Genomic DNA, 19,684 nt, shown 5'->3' with positions numbered 1-19,684 from the left:
GGATATATGATCTATTTGTATATAAAATCATATAAATTAAGAGGAAGTGATCACAATTTATTCTGTAAATAAATTATAAAAGGTAGACGTTTTTTCTCAAAAATCTAAATGAAAATTAAACAGCCTAAAATATTGAGAGTGGGACATTGTGAAGAGTTTGCGTAAAATAATTGACATCATTTTCATTATCGTTGTTAGTTCTTTTGTCCATCTTACATCAGCACACGCCATTGAGCCCGTTAAGATTTCTTCTCAGGATGCTGCGCTTGATCTCTCAAAAGCAATTGAAATTCACCATACAAACAACTCTATTTTTCAAACAAGTACAGCGCCAGGACCAGATGGTATTGTATGGCGTATTGAAGTGCAGGCAAAAAGTGAAAAGTTTTCCGGAAACTGGGCCGTTTTTTCTCTTGCAAATCCAACAGATGAACAAGTCGATCGTCTCATCGTTGCCCCCCATTACCGCATGGCGCATTCTCGATTTTTTTGGCCAGACCTTGGATCAGAACGGATTCAATCTATAACACCAAGTGAAGGTTTTTCTCTCGATCGTCAACCTAGTACGAACTCTGATATTTTTCATATTACTCTCAATCCCGGTACTGTTGTTACATTTGTGGCCGAACTTAACTCTGAAAATCTACCGCAAATCTATTTATGGCAACCTGAAGCTTATAAGGACGCCATTAATTCTTATACGCTTTATCATGGTATTCTTCTTGGAATATCGGGTCTCTTAGCACTTTTGTTAACCGTTCTCTTCGTTGTCCGTGGGACAGGGCTATTTCCTGCAACAGCCGCTGTCGCTTGGGCGGTACTTTTTTATATTGGTATTGATTTCAACTTTTTAAATAAATTCTTTGCAGTTACACTCACAACACAACCAATCTGGCGTGCTGGTACAGAAGTAGCGCTTGCCGCAACACTCTTTATTTTTCTTTTTACCTACCTCAATCTTAATCGCTGGCATTATCATTTTAGTTATGGGGCTATCGCTTGGATCATTGCCTTTTGCAGTTTAGGAGCCTTTGCTATTTATGATCCAATCAGAGCAGCAGGAATTGCTCGTCTATCATTTGGCCTTACCGCTGTGCTGGGTATACTGTTAATCATCTATTTTTCAATCCGCAGTTATGACCGCGCCATTATGCTTATCCCAACATGGTTGCTCATTAGCTTTTGGTGTGTGGGAGCCTATGCCTGCATAGCAGGATATTTAAACAATGATATTATTCAGCCAGCATTAGCGGGAGGATTAGTGCTCATTGTTCTTCTCATTAGCTTTACTGTCCTGCAACAAACTTTTTCTAATGACGCTTTCCATGAAGGAATATTTTCCGACCTTGAACAACAAGTCCTCGCAGCAAAAGGAGCTGGAAATATTATCTGGGATTGGAATATTGAGCGTGATCGTATTGTTGTTCATCCAAATATGATAACCCTTTTTGGTACTGAATTCCACAACCTCAATGGGACGATGCGCAACTGGATTTCAGCCTTGCACTATGATGATCGTGAACGATTCCAAGCCGTATTGGATATCATTCTTAAAAATAAAAAAGGGCGTATTGATCAAATTTTTCGACTTTCTTCCGGTGGTGGTTATTATCATTGGTTTTCTCTTCGCGCCCGTCCAGCTATGCAAAAAGATGGAAAAATTACACGGGTCATTGGAACCATTGTCAATATTACGAATCATAAAAAATCTGAAGAACGCTTATTGCATGATGCAATCCACGACAGCTTAACTGGCCTTCCCAACCAACAAATTTTCTTTGATCGGCTACAAAATTATACTTCTTTGGCGAAAGCAAATATTAAAATTAAACCCACCGTCTTTATGATTGATTTTGACAATTTTCGCCAAATTAATCGCAAATTAGGCATAGCCGTTGGGGATACTGTATTACTTATAATCGCTCGTCGTTTAAATCGTCTTATTAACTTTCAAGATACCTTATCGCGCCTTTCAGCAGACCGCTTTGCAATTATTTTACTCAGTGAAACTGAACCACAAAAAATTGCAGCATTTGCAGATCATTTGCACAAAACAATTTCAGCACCTATTTCACTTTCAGAAAATAAAATAATCCTTTCAACATCTATCGGATTGGTGACATGGAGTGAAAGTCGATCAACGGCTAAAGATATTTTTAATGATAGTGAATTAGCGATGATTCGTGCAAAACAAATGGGTGGAAACCATATTGAACCTTTTCGTCCTAATTTTCGCACTTTGGGTCTCGAACAAAATACTCTGGAGAAAGATATTCATTATGCCATAAAACGTCATGAGATGAAAATCCTCTACCATCCTATTCTTAATTTATCAGACGGGCATATTATTGGTTTTGAAACAATTGTAGAATGGCATCACCCAACTTATGGAAAATTAAATGTCTCTGATTTCATAAAAATCGTAGAAAATGAACAAATCGTTATGGATTTGTCACAATTTATCATCGATAATGCCATTATCGATCTTATAAATGTAGAAGAAAAATTTTCCCAACAATCTTTCTTTATTTCAATTAATTTACCAAGCGCAGAAATGATTCATCCTCGTTTTATCAGTCAATTGCGTGCCGCTCTGCTTCGCCATCCGCTCCACAAAGGGCGCTTGATGATTGAAATATCTGAATTTGTCTTAAGAAACAATCCTGAACAATCAGCCCACTTTCTCGAACAAATTAAAACACTTGGAATGAACCTAGCACTCGATAATTTTGGAACAGGTTATTCGTCACTAACCTATCTTGTGCGTTATCCATTTGATATGGTTAAACTTGATCGTTCCCTTATCTCGATCGACTCTCTCAAGAAGAAACTCGTTCTCAAGTCTATCATTAATATGGCAACAGATCTTAACTTACAAATTATCGCAGAGGGTGTTGAAAATGAAAAAGAAGCCATATTCCTTCGTCAAGAAGGCTGTAAATATGTTCAAAGCACACTTGTAACGAAACCAATTGCCATAGAAGAGTTAATCACTCTCGTTCAAAGCCATTTCCCTTACAAGCCAAGATACTGATTTATAATGATAATTTACTGTTATTCAACTTGAATTAAAACTCCAAATACCATAAGATTCTCTGTATTTCAAAATCTCTCTCATATTGAATCAATCAAAACCATTTGCTTGTGTGTCACAAATATGGAGGGCTTAGGAGGAATAATAACTATTTAAAAAGCGAAAAAATGCCTTTTCATGCATCGTCTTAAGTGCCAAGAGCTTTTCTAGGAGGTGGCAAATATAATGATGGTGATCGGCTTGTTATTTTACAAGCATAAAGATGGGGGGCTCAATGGATTTACCGCAAGACCATTTACAAACACCATCGCGAAATAAGCTCGAGCGCACTGAGGAATGTTTCTTTAAAATAAAACATAATAGAATAATGTGTAAAGTGAAAAAACTCTACGCGTGTCCCACTTCCGAAGCAAGATAGGTTGGATCAATCCCCATGCGGGTTAAACTTTTATCATACTTACAACTTAAATCGCTTTCAAAAAGAAAACTAGGTGATGTAGAACTGATTAACCAGCCGTTTGTAGAAATTTCTGCCTCAAGTTGCCCTGCTTTCCATCCAGCATAACCTAATGCTACCAGTGCATGTTGCGGGCCTTGTTCACAACTGATCGCTTTTAATATATCAATGGTCGCAGTAAAACAGACCTTATCTGCAATAAAAACAGTTTCTTCACAAGCATAATCATCTGAATGAAGGACAAAACCACGCGAAGGATCAACAGGACCACCATAACGAACTGGAAATTGTTTTATTGGTTCAGAAAGCTGTTTTTTTTGTCCACTGTCTATTACACCAAGGTGAAGCAAAAGCTCTGGAAAATCAATATGATGCAACTGATTGAGAATAATGCCCATCGCACCAGCATCAGAATGCGCACAAATATAAATAACAGAACGAATAAAGCGTTTGTCATTCATCCCAGGCATTGCGATGAGTAATTGTCCACCCAAAAAGCCATTACATTGCTTCATTAATCTGTTATTCTCCATAATTTATATGATAAAAGCTTGCCCATTTAGCACACTAGGAAAATAAAACTCCAATGAAAAAAAGTCACATATTTACAAATTTACAAAATATCGCAACTTTCTTTTATAAAAAGCTTTTCGTTACTTTAAGCTTAACATTCATAGTTTTAGAATTACTTAACATCCCTGTAAATTCTCAAACAGACAAAAAATCCCAGCTTTTCTCAACCTCTTGGTATGAATCAGAGGGTGGTCGTATTCGATTAGCAATCACTGAACCTTCTCTTTCTGGAATGAGAGAAGGCTTTATTGAAATTATGCTTAAACCCGGATGGAAAACGTACTGGCGGAATCCAGGTAATTCAGGAATGGCACCCTTTTTTAATTTCAATCAACAAGTTTCTTATGAAATCTTTTATCCTACTCCACAGCTTTTTGAAACAGAAAATGATTGGTCATTAGGCTATAAAGATAAAGTGATATTGCCCTTTAATCTATCTTCTTCAAGCCAAAATTTAAGTGGTTCTCTTACTCTTGGATTATGCCATAAAATCTGCCTTCCATTGACTGTTAACTTTGATTTTTTGCCCTCTGCTCTTAACAATAAACCTCTTCCCATTTCCTTGTTAAAAAATGCCCAAAATTCTTTGCCGCGCATAATGCAAAATGCCCTAAAAATAAGCGCCGAAAAAAATAATAATACCCTCCTTATAAAAATACAAAATAACAACAAAACCACGCCTTTCTCTCTCTTTTTAGATGGCGGAGAAATGCAAATTGGAGCAGCAAAAAAAATCAGTGATAATGCAGAATATACACTCTTTAGCGCTCCACTCTATTTCGTACCAGAGAAAACCAACCAAAAAATTTTTTATACAGTTTCTTTTAAAGAGCACGCCTTAAGTGGAACATTTATATTCCATACACTGTCAGCACCTCTTGTTATCCCATGATAAAAGAAAAAAGATTTCAAATAGCAATTATGTTGGAAAACGCCCATTTTCGCGATATTCAGTAATTGCTTTGCGAGCAAGAGCATCAGCACGTTCATTCTCTGGATGTCCCGCATGTCCTTTTACCCAGTGCCATCTGACTGTATGGCAAGAACAAGCACCCTCAAGAGCTTGCCATAGTTCCATATTTTTCACAGGACTTTTTGATGCAGTGCGCCAATTATTCTTTTTCCAATCTTCAATCCACTTAGATATACCGTTACGCACATAAACTGAGTCTGTATAAAGATCGACCAAACAGGGCTCTTTAAGTGCCTTTAATGCACAAATTGCCGCCATGAGTTCCATTTGATTGTTTGTAGTGTGAGCATGACCGCCATAAAGCTCACGTTCATGACCATTCCAGAGTAAAATTGCTCCCCAGCCTCCAACCCCAGGGTTTCCGGAGCAAGCACCATCTGTATAAATTTCAACGACTTTTTGTTGACTTGCCATAAAATTTAAAAACCTAATCCACTTAGCGAATTTACATGACTGAAAAAACAAAGCTTGTGCCAATATTCCCATGGATCTTTCTTAATAACAAAGCTATTAGGCGGTGTATTAAACCAATCATAAAGACGTGTGAGCAAGAAACGCAGGGATGCACCACGAGCTAATAAAATAATCTTGTCCAATTCTAAAGGGATCAATGGTCTTATTTTTTGATAATTTTCCAATAACTTACGTGCTTTGGTAAGATTATAGGAATGATCAGGTTCAAAGCACCAAGCATTTAAACAAATTGCTAAATCATAAGAAAAAAAGTCATTACAAGCAAAATAGAAATCTATCATACCAGAAAGACGATGATTCACAAAAAAGACGTTATCATTAAATAAATCCGCATGAATAATGCCTGTTGGTAAATTGACCGGCCAATTTACCTGTAAAAAAGCTAATTCCGATTCAATTTTTTGTCMAAATTCTTTTAACAATGCATCTTCTGTGATTTGACAACGTTGCCACAATACCCGCCAATCCATGATAGAAAGCGTATTTTTACGATTAAGTGTAAAATCCTGTCCTGCTAAATGCAATTGTGCTAATCTTCTACCTACTTCGCCACAATGACCTATATCGGGCTGTCGGACCCACTCTCCTTCTAGAAAGGTAATAATAGCAGCAGGGCGTCCTGCTAATTCACCGATCATAGCCCCATCATTTTGAATAACAGGTTGTGGACAAGGAATTCCACGTTGCCTCAAATGCTGCATCAAACAACAAAAAAAAGGTAAATTATCTTTTGAAATACGCTTTTCATAAAGTGTTAAAATAAATCGCCCTTGTGTTGTCTCCAGCATAAAATTAGAATTTTCAATCCCTTCCTCTATCCCTTGATAAGATAAAAGTGCCCCTATTGTATAACGTTTTAAAAACGCTTTTAAATCATTGGGATGAATATTTGTATAAACGGCCATTATTCTGCTTTCGTTGTAGACATGTTATGTATTTTGATTTTCATTTTTTGTATTATTTGCTTGACCATTCACAAATGCCATATCTTGAGACGTTAAAATAACGTCACGTAACTCGCGACTCACTAAAAATTTTTCCGTTTCCACTACTGTTTCAGCTAATTCTATTGTCACATCATAACGCGCACGAAACGCTGAAATAATTTCATCAATAATAATTTCAGGAGCTGAAGCCCCTGCTGAAAGACTAACAACAGAAAGAGCTTTTAGGTTTTCAAAATTAATTTCATCAGCGCGCTGAACTAAAATAGCTTGCAGGGCACCAGACTTTTCGGCAACCTCTACCAAACGTCTTGAATTAGAAGAATTTGGCGCTCCAACAATCAAAAACAAATCACTCCCCTTTGCTGCTGCCTTAACTGCATCTTGTCGATTCGTTGTAGCATAGCAAATTGACTCAGCAGCCGGGGCTGCTAATGTAGGAAAACGTTGTTGTAATACATCAAGAATTCCTGCAGTATCTTCAACAGAAAGCGTTGTTTGTGTGACAAATCCTAGTTTATCTGGATTACTTGGCTGATAATGCAAGGCATCTTCTATCGTTTCAATAAGCGTTACGGCCCCATCTTCAAGCTGTCCCATTGTCCCTATAACCTCAGGATGACCAGCATGACCAATCAATATAACATGACGGCCGTAACGTTGATGCCGTATCGCTTGTTTATGAACTTTCGAGACTAACGGACACGTTGCATCGAGATAAAACAAATTATAACGTCGTGCCTCTTCTGAAACAGATTTTGGTACACCATGGGCAGAAAAAACAACCGGTTGATTGCGATGTTCTTCTGGGATTTCATCAAGTTCTTCAACAAAAACAGCTCCCCTTTTCTGTAATCCCTCAACCACATAACGATTGTGTACAATTTCATGACGAACATATACGGGAGCACTATATTTTTTTAATGCAAGGAGAACAATCTGGATAGCCCGATCAACCCCTGCACAAAATCCACGCGGTCCACAAAGACGTATCGTTAAAGGGGGAAGTCCAGACATAAACCATCCTTAATCTCTATAGCTTTAGTCTCATATTTAAATAACCTATCCTTATACATGAATAAGCAATTAAAAAAACGCGCAATATCATCTTTTGCATAAGAACACACTCTATCGTGTTTTCTTACAGAATTTTCTTGCAGAAAAGCCCTTTTTAAATTTACTTTTTCATTTTTTTGCCTAAAGGTCGATAAAATACCAAACAAGAGATTCAATCAAAAGAACTCCGAAGATAGCTGCCAAATAAAGTAACGAAAAGAAAAACGTTTTTCTGGCCATCAAAATAGTTTCATCATGTGTCTCAGCTTTCCATAAACGATAGGCAAAATAAATAAAAATAATACCTAAAATTGTCGAAAAGATACCATAAAAAATTCCACCAAGACCAGTAAAGCAAGGAACAGTAGCGCATAGTGCCATAAAAATAGTATAAAATAATATCTGTTTTTTTGTTGAGTATTCACCTCGTACATTAGGCATCATCGGAATACCTGCAGCCTCATAATCAAGAGACGAAAATAAAGAAAGAGACCAAAAATGAGGGGGGGTCCACATAAAAATGATTAAAAATAATAAAAAACTATCAAAACTCACTGTCCCAGTTGTTACAGCCCATCCAATCATTGGTGGGAAAGCCCCAGCAGCACCACCAATAACAATATTTTGTGGAGTGATACGCTTTAACCAAATTGTATAGATAACGACATAAAAGAAAATTGTAAACGCAAGAAAAAATGCCGCAAACCAATTAATAAAACTCCCCATAATCAATACCGAAAGCAGAGACAAAACAATGCCAAAAATAAATGCCTTTTGAGAGCTGATTTTACCCATAGGAATGGGGCGCTTTCTGGTCCGTTCCATCACGGCATCAATATCAGCATCATACCACATATTCAGTGCTCCCGCACCACCGCCGCCAACAGCAATACATAAAATTGCTAAAAAACCATACCACGGATTAATGGAAGCAGGAGACACCATTAAACCAACCAGCGCAGTAAAGACCACAAGTGACATAACACGCGGCTTTAATAATCTGATATAATCACCGATACTGGATTTTGGTGGCATTGATTTACTATTTGTAACCGATAACTCTTCTGAAACAGACATTCCACTCAAAACCCTTTTCCATTTCTGTCATTCACAAACAAATATGATTTGGCAAACACTATCTCGCGTATGGCAATGACTAATTAAGACCCGTCGCATTTTTGAAAAAATACGACACAGCCCTCTTGTATAAATCCCCTAAAAATAGAGAGAAATATTTGCAACAAAAATATATTTTTTAATCAACATTTTCTCTTACATTACAACTTTATCATAAAAATGTACTCTACCAAATATCATAAAGCCATGCGGGAAATTTATCTTCTATAAAATGCTCTTTCTTCTCATTTTTCTTTATTTCTTGCATAAGGATGAATATATTTGGTAAATATTGGTTTTGTGGTATAGGTTTTATGTGGGGAATTCATTTTTTATGTAAATCTATGCATGGTTGTGTGTCTGTGTTGAGGTCGGATAGGGTTTTCTGTGATATTTTATCAATTATTCAAAAAAGCTTTTTTTATTGGTGCTGTTCTTTACACACTTTATAATAGTTTGATCAATTATGCTTTTGCACAAACGCCCTATGCGCAAAATGTCCCTGCTCCACAAACCTATGGTGCATGGACAAAGGTTTGTACTCTACCACCAGGAACACCTAATATGCAGTGTGAAGTTGTACAAAACGTCCATACACAAGGTCGCCATGATATTACCTTGCGCGTTACATTTTATAAACTTCCTCAAAAGCAAGGTGCTTTAATGCGTGTTTTTGTTCCGATTCGCGTCGAATTACGTCCTGGCGTTGGAATCAAAATTGACGATAAAAATATGGGCCGAATGGAATATCGTCGCTGTCTTGGTGATAATTGTGTTGCTGAAGCTTTTCTTAAAGAAGACATCTTACAACTCTTTTTAAAAGGAAAAGTGGCAACCTATTTTATCTTTACAACCCCTGAGCAAGGAATTGGAGGTCTCGTTGACCTAAATGGTCTTGGTGATGCCTATGCAACCTTACCCACGTAAATAAAATCAACGCACATTGGATGATTAAAATCTCCTAAGCCCCCAATAAAAATAGGATAATTCTCATGAAATCGCTGATTGATCATTTTGATATTGCTTCCTCTAAAGTGCAATCACTTGTACAGGAAACGCTTCATTATGCTGATGATGGGGAGCTTTACCTTGAGTATAGAGAAAGTGAAGCCCTTTTATTTGATAATGGACAACTTAAAAATGGCTCTTTCCATCAAGATATGGGGTTTGGTCTACGTGTCGTTGCTGGAGAAGCGACTGGATATGCACATTCTAATGAATTATCAGCTGCTGCACTCAAACGTGCTTGTGAAGCAGCTAAAGCTGTTACCTATAATAATCATGCCGGACCCTATAGCATAGCCCCTCAACAAACAAATAAGAGACTTTATCAACCGCATAATCCCCTTGATGCTCCGTCATTTGAAGAAAAAAGTGCTCTTTTGCAAAAAATTGATGCTTATTTACGGGCAAAAAATGATAAATTGCATCAAGTGACTGTTTCTCTTTCTGGCTCACTACAACATGTCGAAATTTTACGTGCAGATGGGTATTTTGTTCGCGATATTCGTCCCCTTGTACGGCTTTCTATATCTGTGGTTGTAGCTGAAGGCAATCGACGTGAAAATGGTTTTTATGGATGTGGGGGGCGACAAGCATTTAACCAATTTATTCATGAAGACAATTGGAAAAAAGCCGCGGATGAAGCCTTACGTATGGCTTTAACAAATTTAGAAGCAGAAGCAGCACCTGCAGGAACATTTGATGTTGTCTTAGCCAATGGATGGCCTGGCGTTATGCTCCATGAAGCCGTAGGTCACGGTTTAGAAGGTGACTTTAACCGTAAAAAAACATCTGCTTTTGCTGAATTTTTAGGACAACAAGTTGCGGCAAAAGGTATTACAGTTGTTGATGATGGAACAATTCCTCATTGCCGAGGCTCTTTAACTATCGATGATGAAGGAACCCCTTCAGGATATAACGTTCTCATTGAAGATGGAAAACTCGTTGGTTTTATGCAAGATAGGCTTAATGCACGGCTTATGGGGAGTAAATCAACCGGAAATGGACGGCGTGAATCCTATGCTTATGCCCCAATGCCACGAATGACCAATACAATCATGCTAGGAGGAGATAAAACACCTGAAGAAATCATTTCTTCCCTTAAAAGTGGTATCTATGCTGTTTCATTTGGTGGAGGACAAGTTGATATTACTTCTGGAAAATTCGTTTTTGAATGTACTGAAGCATACCGAGTAGAAAATGGTAAAATTGCTGCACCAATCAAAGGCGCCACTCTTATTGGAAATGGACCAGATGTTATGAAACGTATCACAATGATTGGAAATGATAGTAAACTTGATAATGGTATTGGTATGTGCGGAAAAGCAGGGCAAAATGTTCCTGTTGGTGTTGGGCAACCTCATCTTCGAATCAATAATATGACAATCGGTGGAACTGCGCTTATATAAAGAATAAGCTTGCTCATTTCTTCCCAATATCGCTTCCTTCCCACCTATTGAAACGATTTATGAGGAGAATCATTTTTGATACAATGCATTGATTTATAAAGATAATATGGTGTTGTTCAACTTGAATTAGAACCTTGAATACCGTAGGATTCTCTTATTTTAAATCTGCGTATGTTGAATCAATAAAAACTATTAGTTGGTACTTTACAAACAGAGAGAACCGTGTGGAATGAAACTGTACAAAGGAGGGCATACCGCTCATGAATTGTCTCAAATACCAAAAGCTGTCACGACCTTGAGAGAGGGCAAATATAACGGTGATGCCGGCTTATTCAAATATACCGTCAAACATACCTTTTTCGTAATATGTTTGTCTTTTGTGTGGGGTAACACGTTCTTGAATGTTTTTATAATAAAACCGTTTAAAATAAAAACACTGTCTATATTCGGTGCTCTTCATTCAATGAGAAAAAGGTTATTATTGTAGATAAATTTGAGAGAGATTTTTATAATAATATTCAAATAAACTTTTTTAAAAAATCTTCATGGCGTTAAAAAATTTTCAAGCTAAAGCTTCCAGCCCTTCTTCTTTTTGCTCAAAACAGCAACAATTTCAACATGGGGTGACAATACAAATTGATCAATTGGCGTGATTTTTTCTATTGTATATCCTCCTGATACAAGAAGAGATAAATCACGCGCACATGTAATAGGATTACATGAAATTGCCACTATACGGGGTATTGTTGCCTTTGCTAGTTCACGGGCTTGTTCCTCTGCACCAGCACGGGGAGGATCAAAAACAATACTCTCAAAACATTCAAGTTCCTTTACAGAAAGTGGATAGCGGAAAAGATCACGTTTTTCACAAGTGACTGTTTTTAAACCAGTTGAAAAACGTGCTGCTGAATTTAAATTTTCTAATGCACTTTCATCATTTTCTATTGCATGAACATTCATCTTTTTTGCTATACGCAAGGTAAATGTTCCTACCCCTGAAAACAAATCAAGAGCATTCTTTGCTTTTTTTAAATGAGTCAAAATAATAATGCTCATTATATTTTCAGCTTCGCAGGTTGCTTGAAGAAAACCACCAGCAGGCAATTCAACACGAACATCTCCAAAGTAAATCACTGGTTTTTCTCGTTCAATCAAAACTTCACCGCCAACAGATAAACGTGTAATCCCATATGAAAGAGCTGCACTGATCATTTTTTGACGAAGTGATTCATGGTGTACATTACAATCGCTTAAAGCAACATCTAAACCATTTTCAACGCGTGTTATCGTAACATGAAACCACAACTTATGTGTAAATGCAATAAAATCAATGTATTATGTTAATTATTTTATATGAATCCACTTAAGAATCCACACTTTTATGCGTGTTTAAATTGACCATTTTTTACAAAAGATTGTCACGTATGAATAGAGCATAAAAAGCAAATCATAAAGAGGTTTAAGAAGCAAAAACAACTTCAAACTGTCCTTCAAGCGTTTTAACTTTTTCTGAACTCACAACAATCTTGATATCATTTCCCAATTTTGCCAAACACTCAAGCATTTTCATTTCACTAATCCCTCGAAATTCTCCACTTAAAAGTTTAGACAATTTTGGTTGAGTCATTTTTAAAAGTTGACTAGCTTGCTTTTGTGTTAAGTTTTTTTCTTTAAGGATTTGACTAATCTTATGTGCAAGTTGTGCTTTGATAAGCATCTCTCTAGAATCTGAAAAACCAAGATCCGTATAAACATTGGAACTACCGTGAAAAACATTGATCATTTTAATCTCCTTCTAATTGTTCTGCTAATTTGAGACGTTCTTTAATCAGATTTATGTCTGGTTTTGGTGTTGCAATACCATGGGTCGATTTTTTCTGAAAACAATGCAACACATAAAGAGATTTTTTATATTTTACCGTATAAACAGCACGATAAGTTCCTTGAATATCACGTTCAATAATTTCTAGCACATTGGCAGATCCAAATCCCTTGAGAACCTTAACATTTTCTCCTTTATCTCCTATCTGAGCAAGATAAAGAGCATAACCAATCCTTTGTTGAATAAGATCAGAAAAACTTTTTATATCTTTGAGTGAAGATCCAAGCCATATGATACGTTTTATTTTACTCATGATTATTAATATACCCATATAGGTATAATTTCAAGTGCTTATTTTAATAATACTAAGTTAAAAATGCTTAATTCTAAAGATAACGAACTCAAATTTGAGCTGGTTAATTTTTAAAGAAATTAGGTTTTAATGAAAAGTAAAAATACGCTTATGAGAACCTCTTTAAGTGAATGTTTAAACGTTTGAAATTTCTTTTATAACAGCTATAACTTAGTTATCATTTGCTTTTAAAAACGTTTCATTTACGAAAAAAAAGCTCTAGATTTCACAGCAGAGCCAATCTTAAAAGCCTTAGATTTGATAAAAGCATTTTGATTTGTTTGATAGGTTTTTATTTTAGAAAATGCGTTATTTGGAATTCACTCAACTCAATTTCGAGGTCAGTATATTGAAACGCTTTTAAGAAGCATTGTGATTTATGTATTTTTTCAAATGAATCTCTTTAAAGAAAAGGGCATTTTATTAATACGTTTGATAGCCATAACAAGCGTTTATAGTTTCTAAATTCACTCTCTCGTTCAAATAAATGCTATCAAGATTATATCTATCATTTACGGTTCTTTTGATAAGTTTTCATAAAGATAATAGAGCGCTTGCAATATGATACGTTTTGTATATATGCATTCACTACTCCATTGTGGTATAGGTTATTCATTAGAATCAAAATTAGAAAGCCGCGTCATATCAATTGGCACGGCTTTCTTTTTTGGAATTCTCTCTTTTATGATGCGTTTTAAACAATGTATCTTATGATGCGTTTATAGATTAAAGGCGCCCCCCACGCGCCGTTCTTTATTCTGTCTCATCAACAATCTTGACAAGGTTATCGTTTTCATAAACCTCATAATTTATAGGAATTTCCTTTACTTTGCTTTTCTTGGTTAATTTCGCATTGCCATAAGCGCGACCCCAGACCTTAGTATAGAATAAAACCTTGGCATTGCCAAAAACAGAGCCATAAATCTCAGCACACCCACCCACCAAAGCACCGCCATAGACCTTGCCATGTATTTTTGCACGACCATTAACAACGGCATAATTATAAACCTCAGCATAGCTATGAATACAAGCCGAGCCAGCAACAATGGCACGACCATAGACCCTTGCATAACTAAAAACCGTAGCATCATAAGAAACATGAGCATAATCATAAATATGAGCATCAGCAAGAACGCGGGCACCCCCACTTACATGGGCATGGCTATAAACATTGCCATAAACATGGGCATTGCCATAGACACAAGCATGGTCATAAATTTTTGCATATTGAGAGATAAAAGCCTTGCCATAGATTTCACAATTCCCATAGACTTGACCACACACTTGAGAATAATGCCGTATTTTTGCATTGTCATAAACACGGGCATAGCCATAGACACAAGCTTTATCATACACCCAACAATTGCCATCATGGGATAGATTAGCTTCCTTTTCAATAAAACCACCGAGGTCACCTGCTTTAACATCATCAAAATCTTTTAAAGCTTTAATGCGATAAAGAATTTTGTTATCGAATACACGTGTCTCATTTGTGAGTGCAAACTTTTTTTGCATGGCACAATTCCTTTATAAAGAGATTTAAATTTTTGAATGAAATGTTTTAAAGAGGGGGCGCCCCCGCCGCGCCCGTGCTTATTTAAGCAGCGTCTTTTAATAACTGATCATCATCACAAATATCATGACGAATTTTAGCATGGCTATTTACAACAGCATTGCCATAAATTTTTACCTGATGATCAATATTAGATTTACCATAGACCTTTGCATTATCATAAATTTGAGCAAGGCAACCAACGCGCGCCGAGCCAGAAACCTTGGCATTGCCATAAATATTTGCACAATCCTTAATCCAAGCATTACAAAAGACATGGGCATTATCATAAACGCGCGCCCAGATATAAATGCGTGATTTACCATATACACAAGCATTGCCAAAAACATAGCCACAAACATGAGCACTTTCATACACATGCGCATTGTCATAAACATAGGCATCATTAGAAATGGTAGCCTTATCACTAATCACGGCATTGCCATAAACATGACCACAGACCCTAGCGTTATCATGAATTTTTGCATTCTCATAAATATGAGCGGTTGTATCAAAAATTAAAGCCTTGCCATTTATGATAGCATTGCCATAAACCTTTGCACCTCTAAAGATTTTAGCTTCGTTATAGATTTTAGCATTTTCATAAACAGTTGCATTCAAAAGAACGGCGGCATTATCATATACCCAGCAATTGCCATCATGAGAGAGATTATCTTCATTTTCGATAAAGCCACCGAGGTCACCGGCTTTAACATCATCAAAATCTCTTAAAGCACGTATACGGTGTAAAGTAATCCCATCAAAAGTGAAACTTTCATTGGTAAATTCGTATTTTTTTGCAGGCTCTTGTTTGTTAACAGAAGCGGTTTCATTTGAAATGTTAGAAATAACGGGGGTGTTTTTTACTGTAGTATTCATACTAATATGTCCTAATCAAGAGTTTTGAAATTGACACCCTATAAGGGCGCCGGGCGTTCAAAACACGGTGATTAGTCCGTTGTTACGCTTTTCCCATAAGGGTATTATATGGCGTAACGACACCCGACAAAATTATCATATATGCTAATCATAGCATAAAAGATAGCCAGTTTTTAAAAGCTTTGGAAAGATTGTTTCGTAATCTATCCGCTAATCACAAAGTGTTTTGATCACTTGATTATTTATATAACAAAATACGTATTTATTGTCAATTAATTTATGTACTTTTTTGATATTTTTTTATGATTTTTTTAATTCATTGTGTATATATTTATCATATGCTTATTAATTGCATCTTTTGTATTATATGCTTTTAAAGCTATATTATTGGCTTTCTTAAAAGATTGCATTATTTTTTGAATCTATACATTTATAATATTTAGAAACGCTCTCATCATGCGTATTTTTAGCTTTATWACCTATCATGTTTTTCACTAAATGGTTTTTAAGATTTCTGTTAATTTCTTTTATAATACATTTGCAACTTAACAGACTTTTATAGGAACTGTTTTTATAACCAATGCATTCATTTGCATTATGATTATGAAAACCAGTCTTTTTTCACGGGTGTTTTATAGCTGTTATTCATTATAACCACCGCATCATTTTTCATTTTCATAAGAGCAATGATAATTGTGATTTATTGCTTTTTATGAAAACATCTAAAGAGAGACTATCATTATAGAGATGAGCAAAATCACTTTTAATAGACTTTTGTCATTTTTGTCAGTTCTTTTTAGACCCTACAGCATTTTTTTCAAATGAGAGAAAATTAAAAACAATATATTTCAATACATTAGCATTTTAATGATACAACCTATATCGACAATACAACCATAAATTCAATCTATAATATATATGTGTCAGTTATGTGTCAGTAAATTGAACTGACAAAAGTAATCATTTTAGTGCGTAATTAAAACATGCTTTATGAAAGCATGTGATCTTTTAAAGCCTTCAAAAGACAGTTTATAATGATAAAAATGCTATCAAGATTATTATAGTTATGAGTTTTGGAGGTTTAGGGGGTTTTGGAGGTTCTTTTTTATACCCCCTTTATATATTTTTTAAATTAAAAGTAAAAGTTATTATATTTCAATATGTTAATGTTTTAAATAAACAACCTATATTAAACATAACACATAAATACAATCTTTAATATATATTTAAAAGGGTTTTGTAGGTTTTTTGGGGGGGTTAAACACTGTCAAAACCTATAGCAAAATGAATATACATAACTCTCTTTAAACAGAGCTTTTAAAAAGCACAAAGCTATTATTTGAGATTACGGTATAAACTCTTAAAGGCAATCCAAATAAGAGTGTTTAAAAATGCAAATATTCTTTTTTTAGAAGAACGCATATAAACACTCCTTTTAAGATTATATCTAATCACCTTAATAAAAGAGGTATAGCTATATCCTATACCCCTTATAATGAGCATATCCATTATGTGAGCATGCCTTAATGAGCTTATTCAGTTTCTCTAATTTCTAATTTTGGTAAGTTCTTAACGATTTTCATTGTCTCTAAACTTACGGTAATAACTCTTTGAAACAATTCTAGAGGGTATGCAGGGTTTCCAACTGTTTCAACAGCATAGCGATTGGCATCATTCACAATACCACTCTTTTTATCTGTCTTAACGCATTGACGCCCCATAACCCATTCAAGAGCCGGCTTGCCATTCACGATATAGTCATAAGCTTCAAGAGGGATATCTGTCATTGTGATATTGCTGTTGTAAATAACCGTCGATTTATCCTTTTCCTTACTATTTCCAAAGAATTTCATTTCTTTAACATAATAGAATTCTTTAGGATTAGGAATATCAGTCTGTTTTGGATTGCCTTTTTTAAATGTGACTGGATAAGGTTCCACATCTTCATAATTCATATGCAAATGCCCTAATTCACGCCCTGCTGTAACAAATTTCCAAAAGTCCTCAGCAGTTTTTACACAAGGGATACGAGGCAATTCTTTAGAGAGGTTATCAGCATAACGAGTGCGATAATCTTCCGAATGAAGTAAACCGTAAACGTAATAAAACAGATCATCTTTTGTTATATTTTCATTAGGATAAGCCGCTTTAAAATGGTCTAGTCCTTCATCTGTAATGGCATCACGTCTCTGTAAACCAGCACTGTTGCTTTCTTCTGTAGAAATTAAAAATAAATGCGATTGTTTCTCACTTTTACTTTTTGAGACCGTATTATCTTTGTAAATATAGCGTGGAAAGCATTGACCACTCTCTATTGTAGTAAGATTAGGTAAACTTTTAGCCATCAAAACAGAAAAACCACTTCTTGCTCCTATACCTGTAATTTGTATGACTTTATTTTCGACTACTTGCCCCATCGGAAATATACGAGGCATCTGGTAAGTTCTTTCATTAAAAATACGATTGTAATAGAGCCATTGCTTTGTAAAGGGACGATAAAGACTTTGAACTAAACAATTACTTTCAAATTCGGAAAATTTTCTTCTTACAAATTCTTCTTTTAGACTACTACTCCAACTGATTTTTTTAGCATCAACGTTAACAAAATTGTCTACAGCATTTTTACGTATTCTGCTATCAACATGTCTATAAGCATTATTAAAACGTTCTACTTCACTATTATAGAAAGCAATCATATTACTCATGTTGTTAGCTAAAGCTTTACGGCTCGAATTGTACGCCCAAGCATCACGATTGGTTGAAACTCCAAGAGAATAACTCTCAAACAGCTTTTTACCATGACCTTTTTTAACACCTATGGCTAGGAATGTTTTAAAACTTTCATCACGTTGATTGATCCAATCACCATGTTTGTCTGGTGTAATTATTTGCCAACCTTGTTTACTCCGTGTAATACCATCAATACTATCAAATGATTCAATTACTGTAAGTTTTTCTTTTGTTGTAAGATTGTTACCAATATCATGATAGTAAATTTTACAATCTCCAGAAACATTGGTTTTTTTGATAAATAGTGTCACAGCAATACCAGTCATACTTCCATTGCCAAAAACATTCCCTCCTTCTTGAGCATTTCCACTGCTTAATATATTTTTACGGATATCACCCCGTAAATTAAGAACATAAATACTGGTAAATTCTTTAGCTAAGGATTTTCGTAAACCGTCCATTGTAGACTTTTCTATATAACCCGAACCAGAAACAAAGCCGATTACTCCAGCATTATCAATACGGTCACTCGCCCAGCGGATAGCACGAATATAACTGTCATATAACTTTTGTGTACTGGTTACTTTGGATTGAATCGCATAAGTCTCACGAATACGGTTATCTAGTATGGGATAAGGACTATTCTTTGCATTGTCGTTTTCGTTTTTTTGTCCTACCGAATAAGGGGGATTACCAAAGATAACTTTGATATTCAGATTTTTTTGAAGTTCTAAATATTCACTGTTTTCTTTGAGTATACCGTCTATCAAGTTTTTTTCTTTAAGCGTCTGAAACGTATCAACCAAACCAATATGCTTGAAAGGAATATATTCACCTTTCATCAAACTATGATACGTCGATTCAATGTTAATCGCTGCTATGTAATAAGCCAGTAAAACAATCTCATTGGCATGAATATCATGACGGAATTTATATTCCATATCCTCTGGTTTTATGAGATTTGATTGTAACAGCCGTGTGATAAAGGTACCTGTACCTGTAAAGGGGTCAAGAATAGAGACATCCCGTGATCCCAAGCTTTTGCCAAATTCATTGCGCAAAACATCATCAACAGAGTGAATGATAAAATCAACAACCTCAACGGGGGTGTAAACAATCCCAAGCCTATCCGTGGTTTTCTTAAATGCCTTGGCAAAAAAACTTTCGTAAAGCTTGATAATAAGGTTCTGCTTTGCTTGGGGTTCAGTAATTCCTGCTGTACAGAACGTGATACTTTTGTAGAATTTATCAAGATCTTTTGCTTCTTCTTCAATATTTGTTTTATCAAGTTTTGCTAAAATCTTTTCCATG

General features: G+C 35.6%; 13 protein-coding genes and 2 pseudogenes. 4 read left to right on the top strand and 11 right to left on the bottom strand.

What is annotated here, in order from left to right; translation table 11 throughout:
* The first annotated feature begins 148 nt into the window (after positions 1–148).
* Entirely contained in the window at positions 149–3,034 is a 2,886-nt protein-coding gene (locus HWX04_RS06415) for an EAL domain-containing protein (protein ID WP_175869330.1), read from the top strand.
* Positions 3,035–3,421: 387 nt separating this feature from the next.
* Here the strand turns inward: HWX04_RS06415 and HWX04_RS06410 are convergent, their stop codons facing one another.
* The gene (locus HWX04_RS06410) at positions 3,422–4,006 is read right to left on the bottom strand and encodes a YqgE/AlgH family protein (protein ID WP_175869329.1); all 585 of its coding nucleotides are present in this window, start codon (positions 4,004–4,006) and stop codon (positions 3,422–3,424) included.
* Positions 4,007–4,077: 71 nt separating this feature from the next.
* Between HWX04_RS06410 and HWX04_RS06405 the strand changes: the two genes are divergently transcribed.
* Positions 4,078–4,956 (top strand): protein-disulfide reductase DsbD domain-containing protein, encoded by an 879-nt coding sequence (locus HWX04_RS06405; RefSeq protein ID WP_175869328.1) that lies wholly within the window; start codon positions 4,078–4,080, stop codon positions 4,954–4,956.
* Between the two features lie 27 nt (positions 4,957–4,983).
* Here HWX04_RS06405 and rnhA read toward each other — a convergent pair whose 3' ends face one another.
* The 4 genes and pseudogenes from rnhA to cyoE all read right to left on the bottom strand — a co-directional run bounded on the left by rnhA (position 4,984) and on the right by cyoE (position 8,588).
* Positions 4,984–5,451, bottom strand: a complete 468-nt coding sequence (gene rnhA, locus HWX04_RS06400) for a ribonuclease HI (RefSeq protein WP_175869327.1) — start codon at positions 5,449–5,451, stop codon at positions 4,984–4,986.
* Positions 5,452–5,456: 5 nt separating this feature from the next.
* On the bottom strand, positions 5,457–6,416 hold the full coding sequence (locus HWX04_RS06395; protein ID WP_175869326.1) for a homoserine kinase: 960 nt from the start codon (positions 6,414–6,416) through the stop codon (positions 5,457–5,459).
* Positions 6,416–7,472, bottom strand: a pseudogene (ispH, locus tag HWX04_RS06390) (4-hydroxy-3-methylbut-2-enyl diphosphate reductase). Before ispH ends, HWX04_RS06395 begins: the two are co-directional and overlap by 1 nt.
* Positions 7,473–7,652: 180 nt before the next feature.
* Entirely contained in the window at positions 7,653–8,588 is a 936-nt protein-coding gene (gene cyoE / locus HWX04_RS06385; protein ID WP_175869324.1) for a heme o synthase, read from the bottom strand.
* A 426-nt stretch (positions 8,589–9,014) separates the two neighbouring features.
* Between cyoE and HWX04_RS06380 the strand changes: the two genes are divergently transcribed.
* Both HWX04_RS06380 and tldD read left to right on the top strand, forming a co-directional pair.
* Positions 9,015–9,554: an invasion associated locus B family protein gene (locus HWX04_RS06380; RefSeq protein ID WP_175869323.1), complete on the top strand. Its 540-nt coding sequence runs from the start codon at positions 9,015–9,017 to the stop codon at positions 9,552–9,554.
* A 65-nt stretch (positions 9,555–9,619) separates the two neighbouring features.
* Positions 9,620–11,038 carry a metalloprotease TldD gene (gene tldD / locus HWX04_RS06375; RefSeq protein ID WP_175869322.1) on the top strand — a complete coding sequence of 473 codons (1,419 nt, stop codon included), beginning with the start codon at positions 9,620–9,622 and terminating at the stop codon, positions 11,036–11,038.
* 567 nt (positions 11,039–11,605) lie between these two features.
* On the opposite strand, the pseudogene HWX04_RS06370 reads toward tldD, so the two are convergent.
* The 6 genes and pseudogenes from HWX04_RS06370 to HWX04_RS06345 form a co-directional block, all read right to left on the bottom strand.
* A pseudogene (locus HWX04_RS06370) lies at positions 11,606–12,337 on the bottom strand (class I SAM-dependent RNA methyltransferase); the annotation flags it as partial.
* A 160-nt stretch (positions 12,338–12,497) separates the two neighbouring features.
* Entirely contained in the window at positions 12,498–12,821 is a 324-nt protein-coding gene (locus tag HWX04_RS06365) for a helix-turn-helix domain-containing protein (RefSeq protein ID WP_139412855.1), read from the bottom strand.
* Position 12,822: 1 nt separating this feature from the next.
* On the bottom strand, positions 12,823–13,173 hold the full coding sequence (locus HWX04_RS06360) for a type II toxin-antitoxin system RelE/ParE family toxin (RefSeq protein WP_175869321.1): 351 nt from the start codon (positions 13,171–13,173) through the stop codon (positions 12,823–12,825).
* A 792-nt stretch (positions 13,174–13,965) separates the two neighbouring features.
* Positions 13,966–14,727 carry a hypothetical protein gene (locus HWX04_RS06355; protein ID WP_175869320.1) on the bottom strand — a complete coding sequence of 254 codons (762 nt, stop codon included), beginning with the start codon at positions 14,725–14,727 and terminating at the stop codon, positions 13,966–13,968.
* Between the two features lie 82 nt (positions 14,728–14,809).
* Entirely contained in the window at positions 14,810–15,643 is an 834-nt protein-coding gene (locus HWX04_RS06350) for an LbetaH domain-containing protein (RefSeq protein WP_175869319.1), read from the bottom strand.
* Between the two features lie 1,532 nt (positions 15,644–17,175).
* The coding region (locus HWX04_RS06345) for a type ISP restriction/modification enzyme (RefSeq protein WP_175869318.1) at positions 17,176–19,684 on the bottom strand (2,509 nt) is incomplete at its 5' end.

Source organism: Bartonella gabonensis, assembly GCF_903679515.1.
Taxonomy (GTDB): Bacteria; Pseudomonadota; Alphaproteobacteria; order Rhizobiales; family Rhizobiaceae; genus Bartonella; species Bartonella gabonensis.
Note: the sequence above shows the minus strand (reverse complement) of the source record. Positions and strands in the feature narration are given on the sequence as shown.

What these genes read in the sequence shown, in the direction of transcription:
- HWX04_RS06410 (WP_175869329.1), bottom strand. Translation starts at nt 4,006, where the DNA reads ATGAAGCAATGTAATGGCTTTTTGGGTGGACAATTACTCATCGCAATG.
- HWX04_RS06405 (WP_175869328.1), top strand. Translation starts at nt 4,078, where the DNA reads ATGAAAAAAAGTCACATATTTACAAATTTACAAAATATCGCAACTTTC.
- rnhA (WP_175869327.1), bottom strand. Translation starts at nt 5,451, where the DNA reads ATGGCAAGTCAACAAAAAGTCGTTGAAATTTATACAGATGGTGCTTGC.
- cyoE (WP_175869324.1), bottom strand. Translation starts at nt 8,588, where the DNA reads ATGTCTGTTTCAGAAGAGTTATCGGTTACAAATAGTAAATCAATGCCA.
- tldD (WP_175869322.1), top strand. Translation starts at nt 9,620, where the DNA reads ATGAAATCGCTGATTGATCATTTTGATATTGCTTCCTCTAAAGTGCAA.
- HWX04_RS06365 (WP_139412855.1), bottom strand. Translation starts at nt 12,821, where the DNA reads ATGATCAATGTTTTTCACGGTAGTTCCAATGTTTATACGGATCTTGGT.
- HWX04_RS06360 (WP_175869321.1), bottom strand. Translation starts at nt 13,173, where the DNA reads ATGAGTAAAATAAAACGTATCATATGGCTTGGATCTTCACTCAAAGAT.
- HWX04_RS06355 (WP_175869320.1), bottom strand. Translation starts at nt 14,727, where the DNA reads ATGCAAAAAAAGTTTGCACTCACAAATGAGACACGTGTATTCGATAAC.
- HWX04_RS06350 (WP_175869319.1), bottom strand. Translation starts at nt 15,643, where the DNA reads ATGAATACTACAGTAAAAAACACCCCCGTTATTTCTAACATTTCAAAT.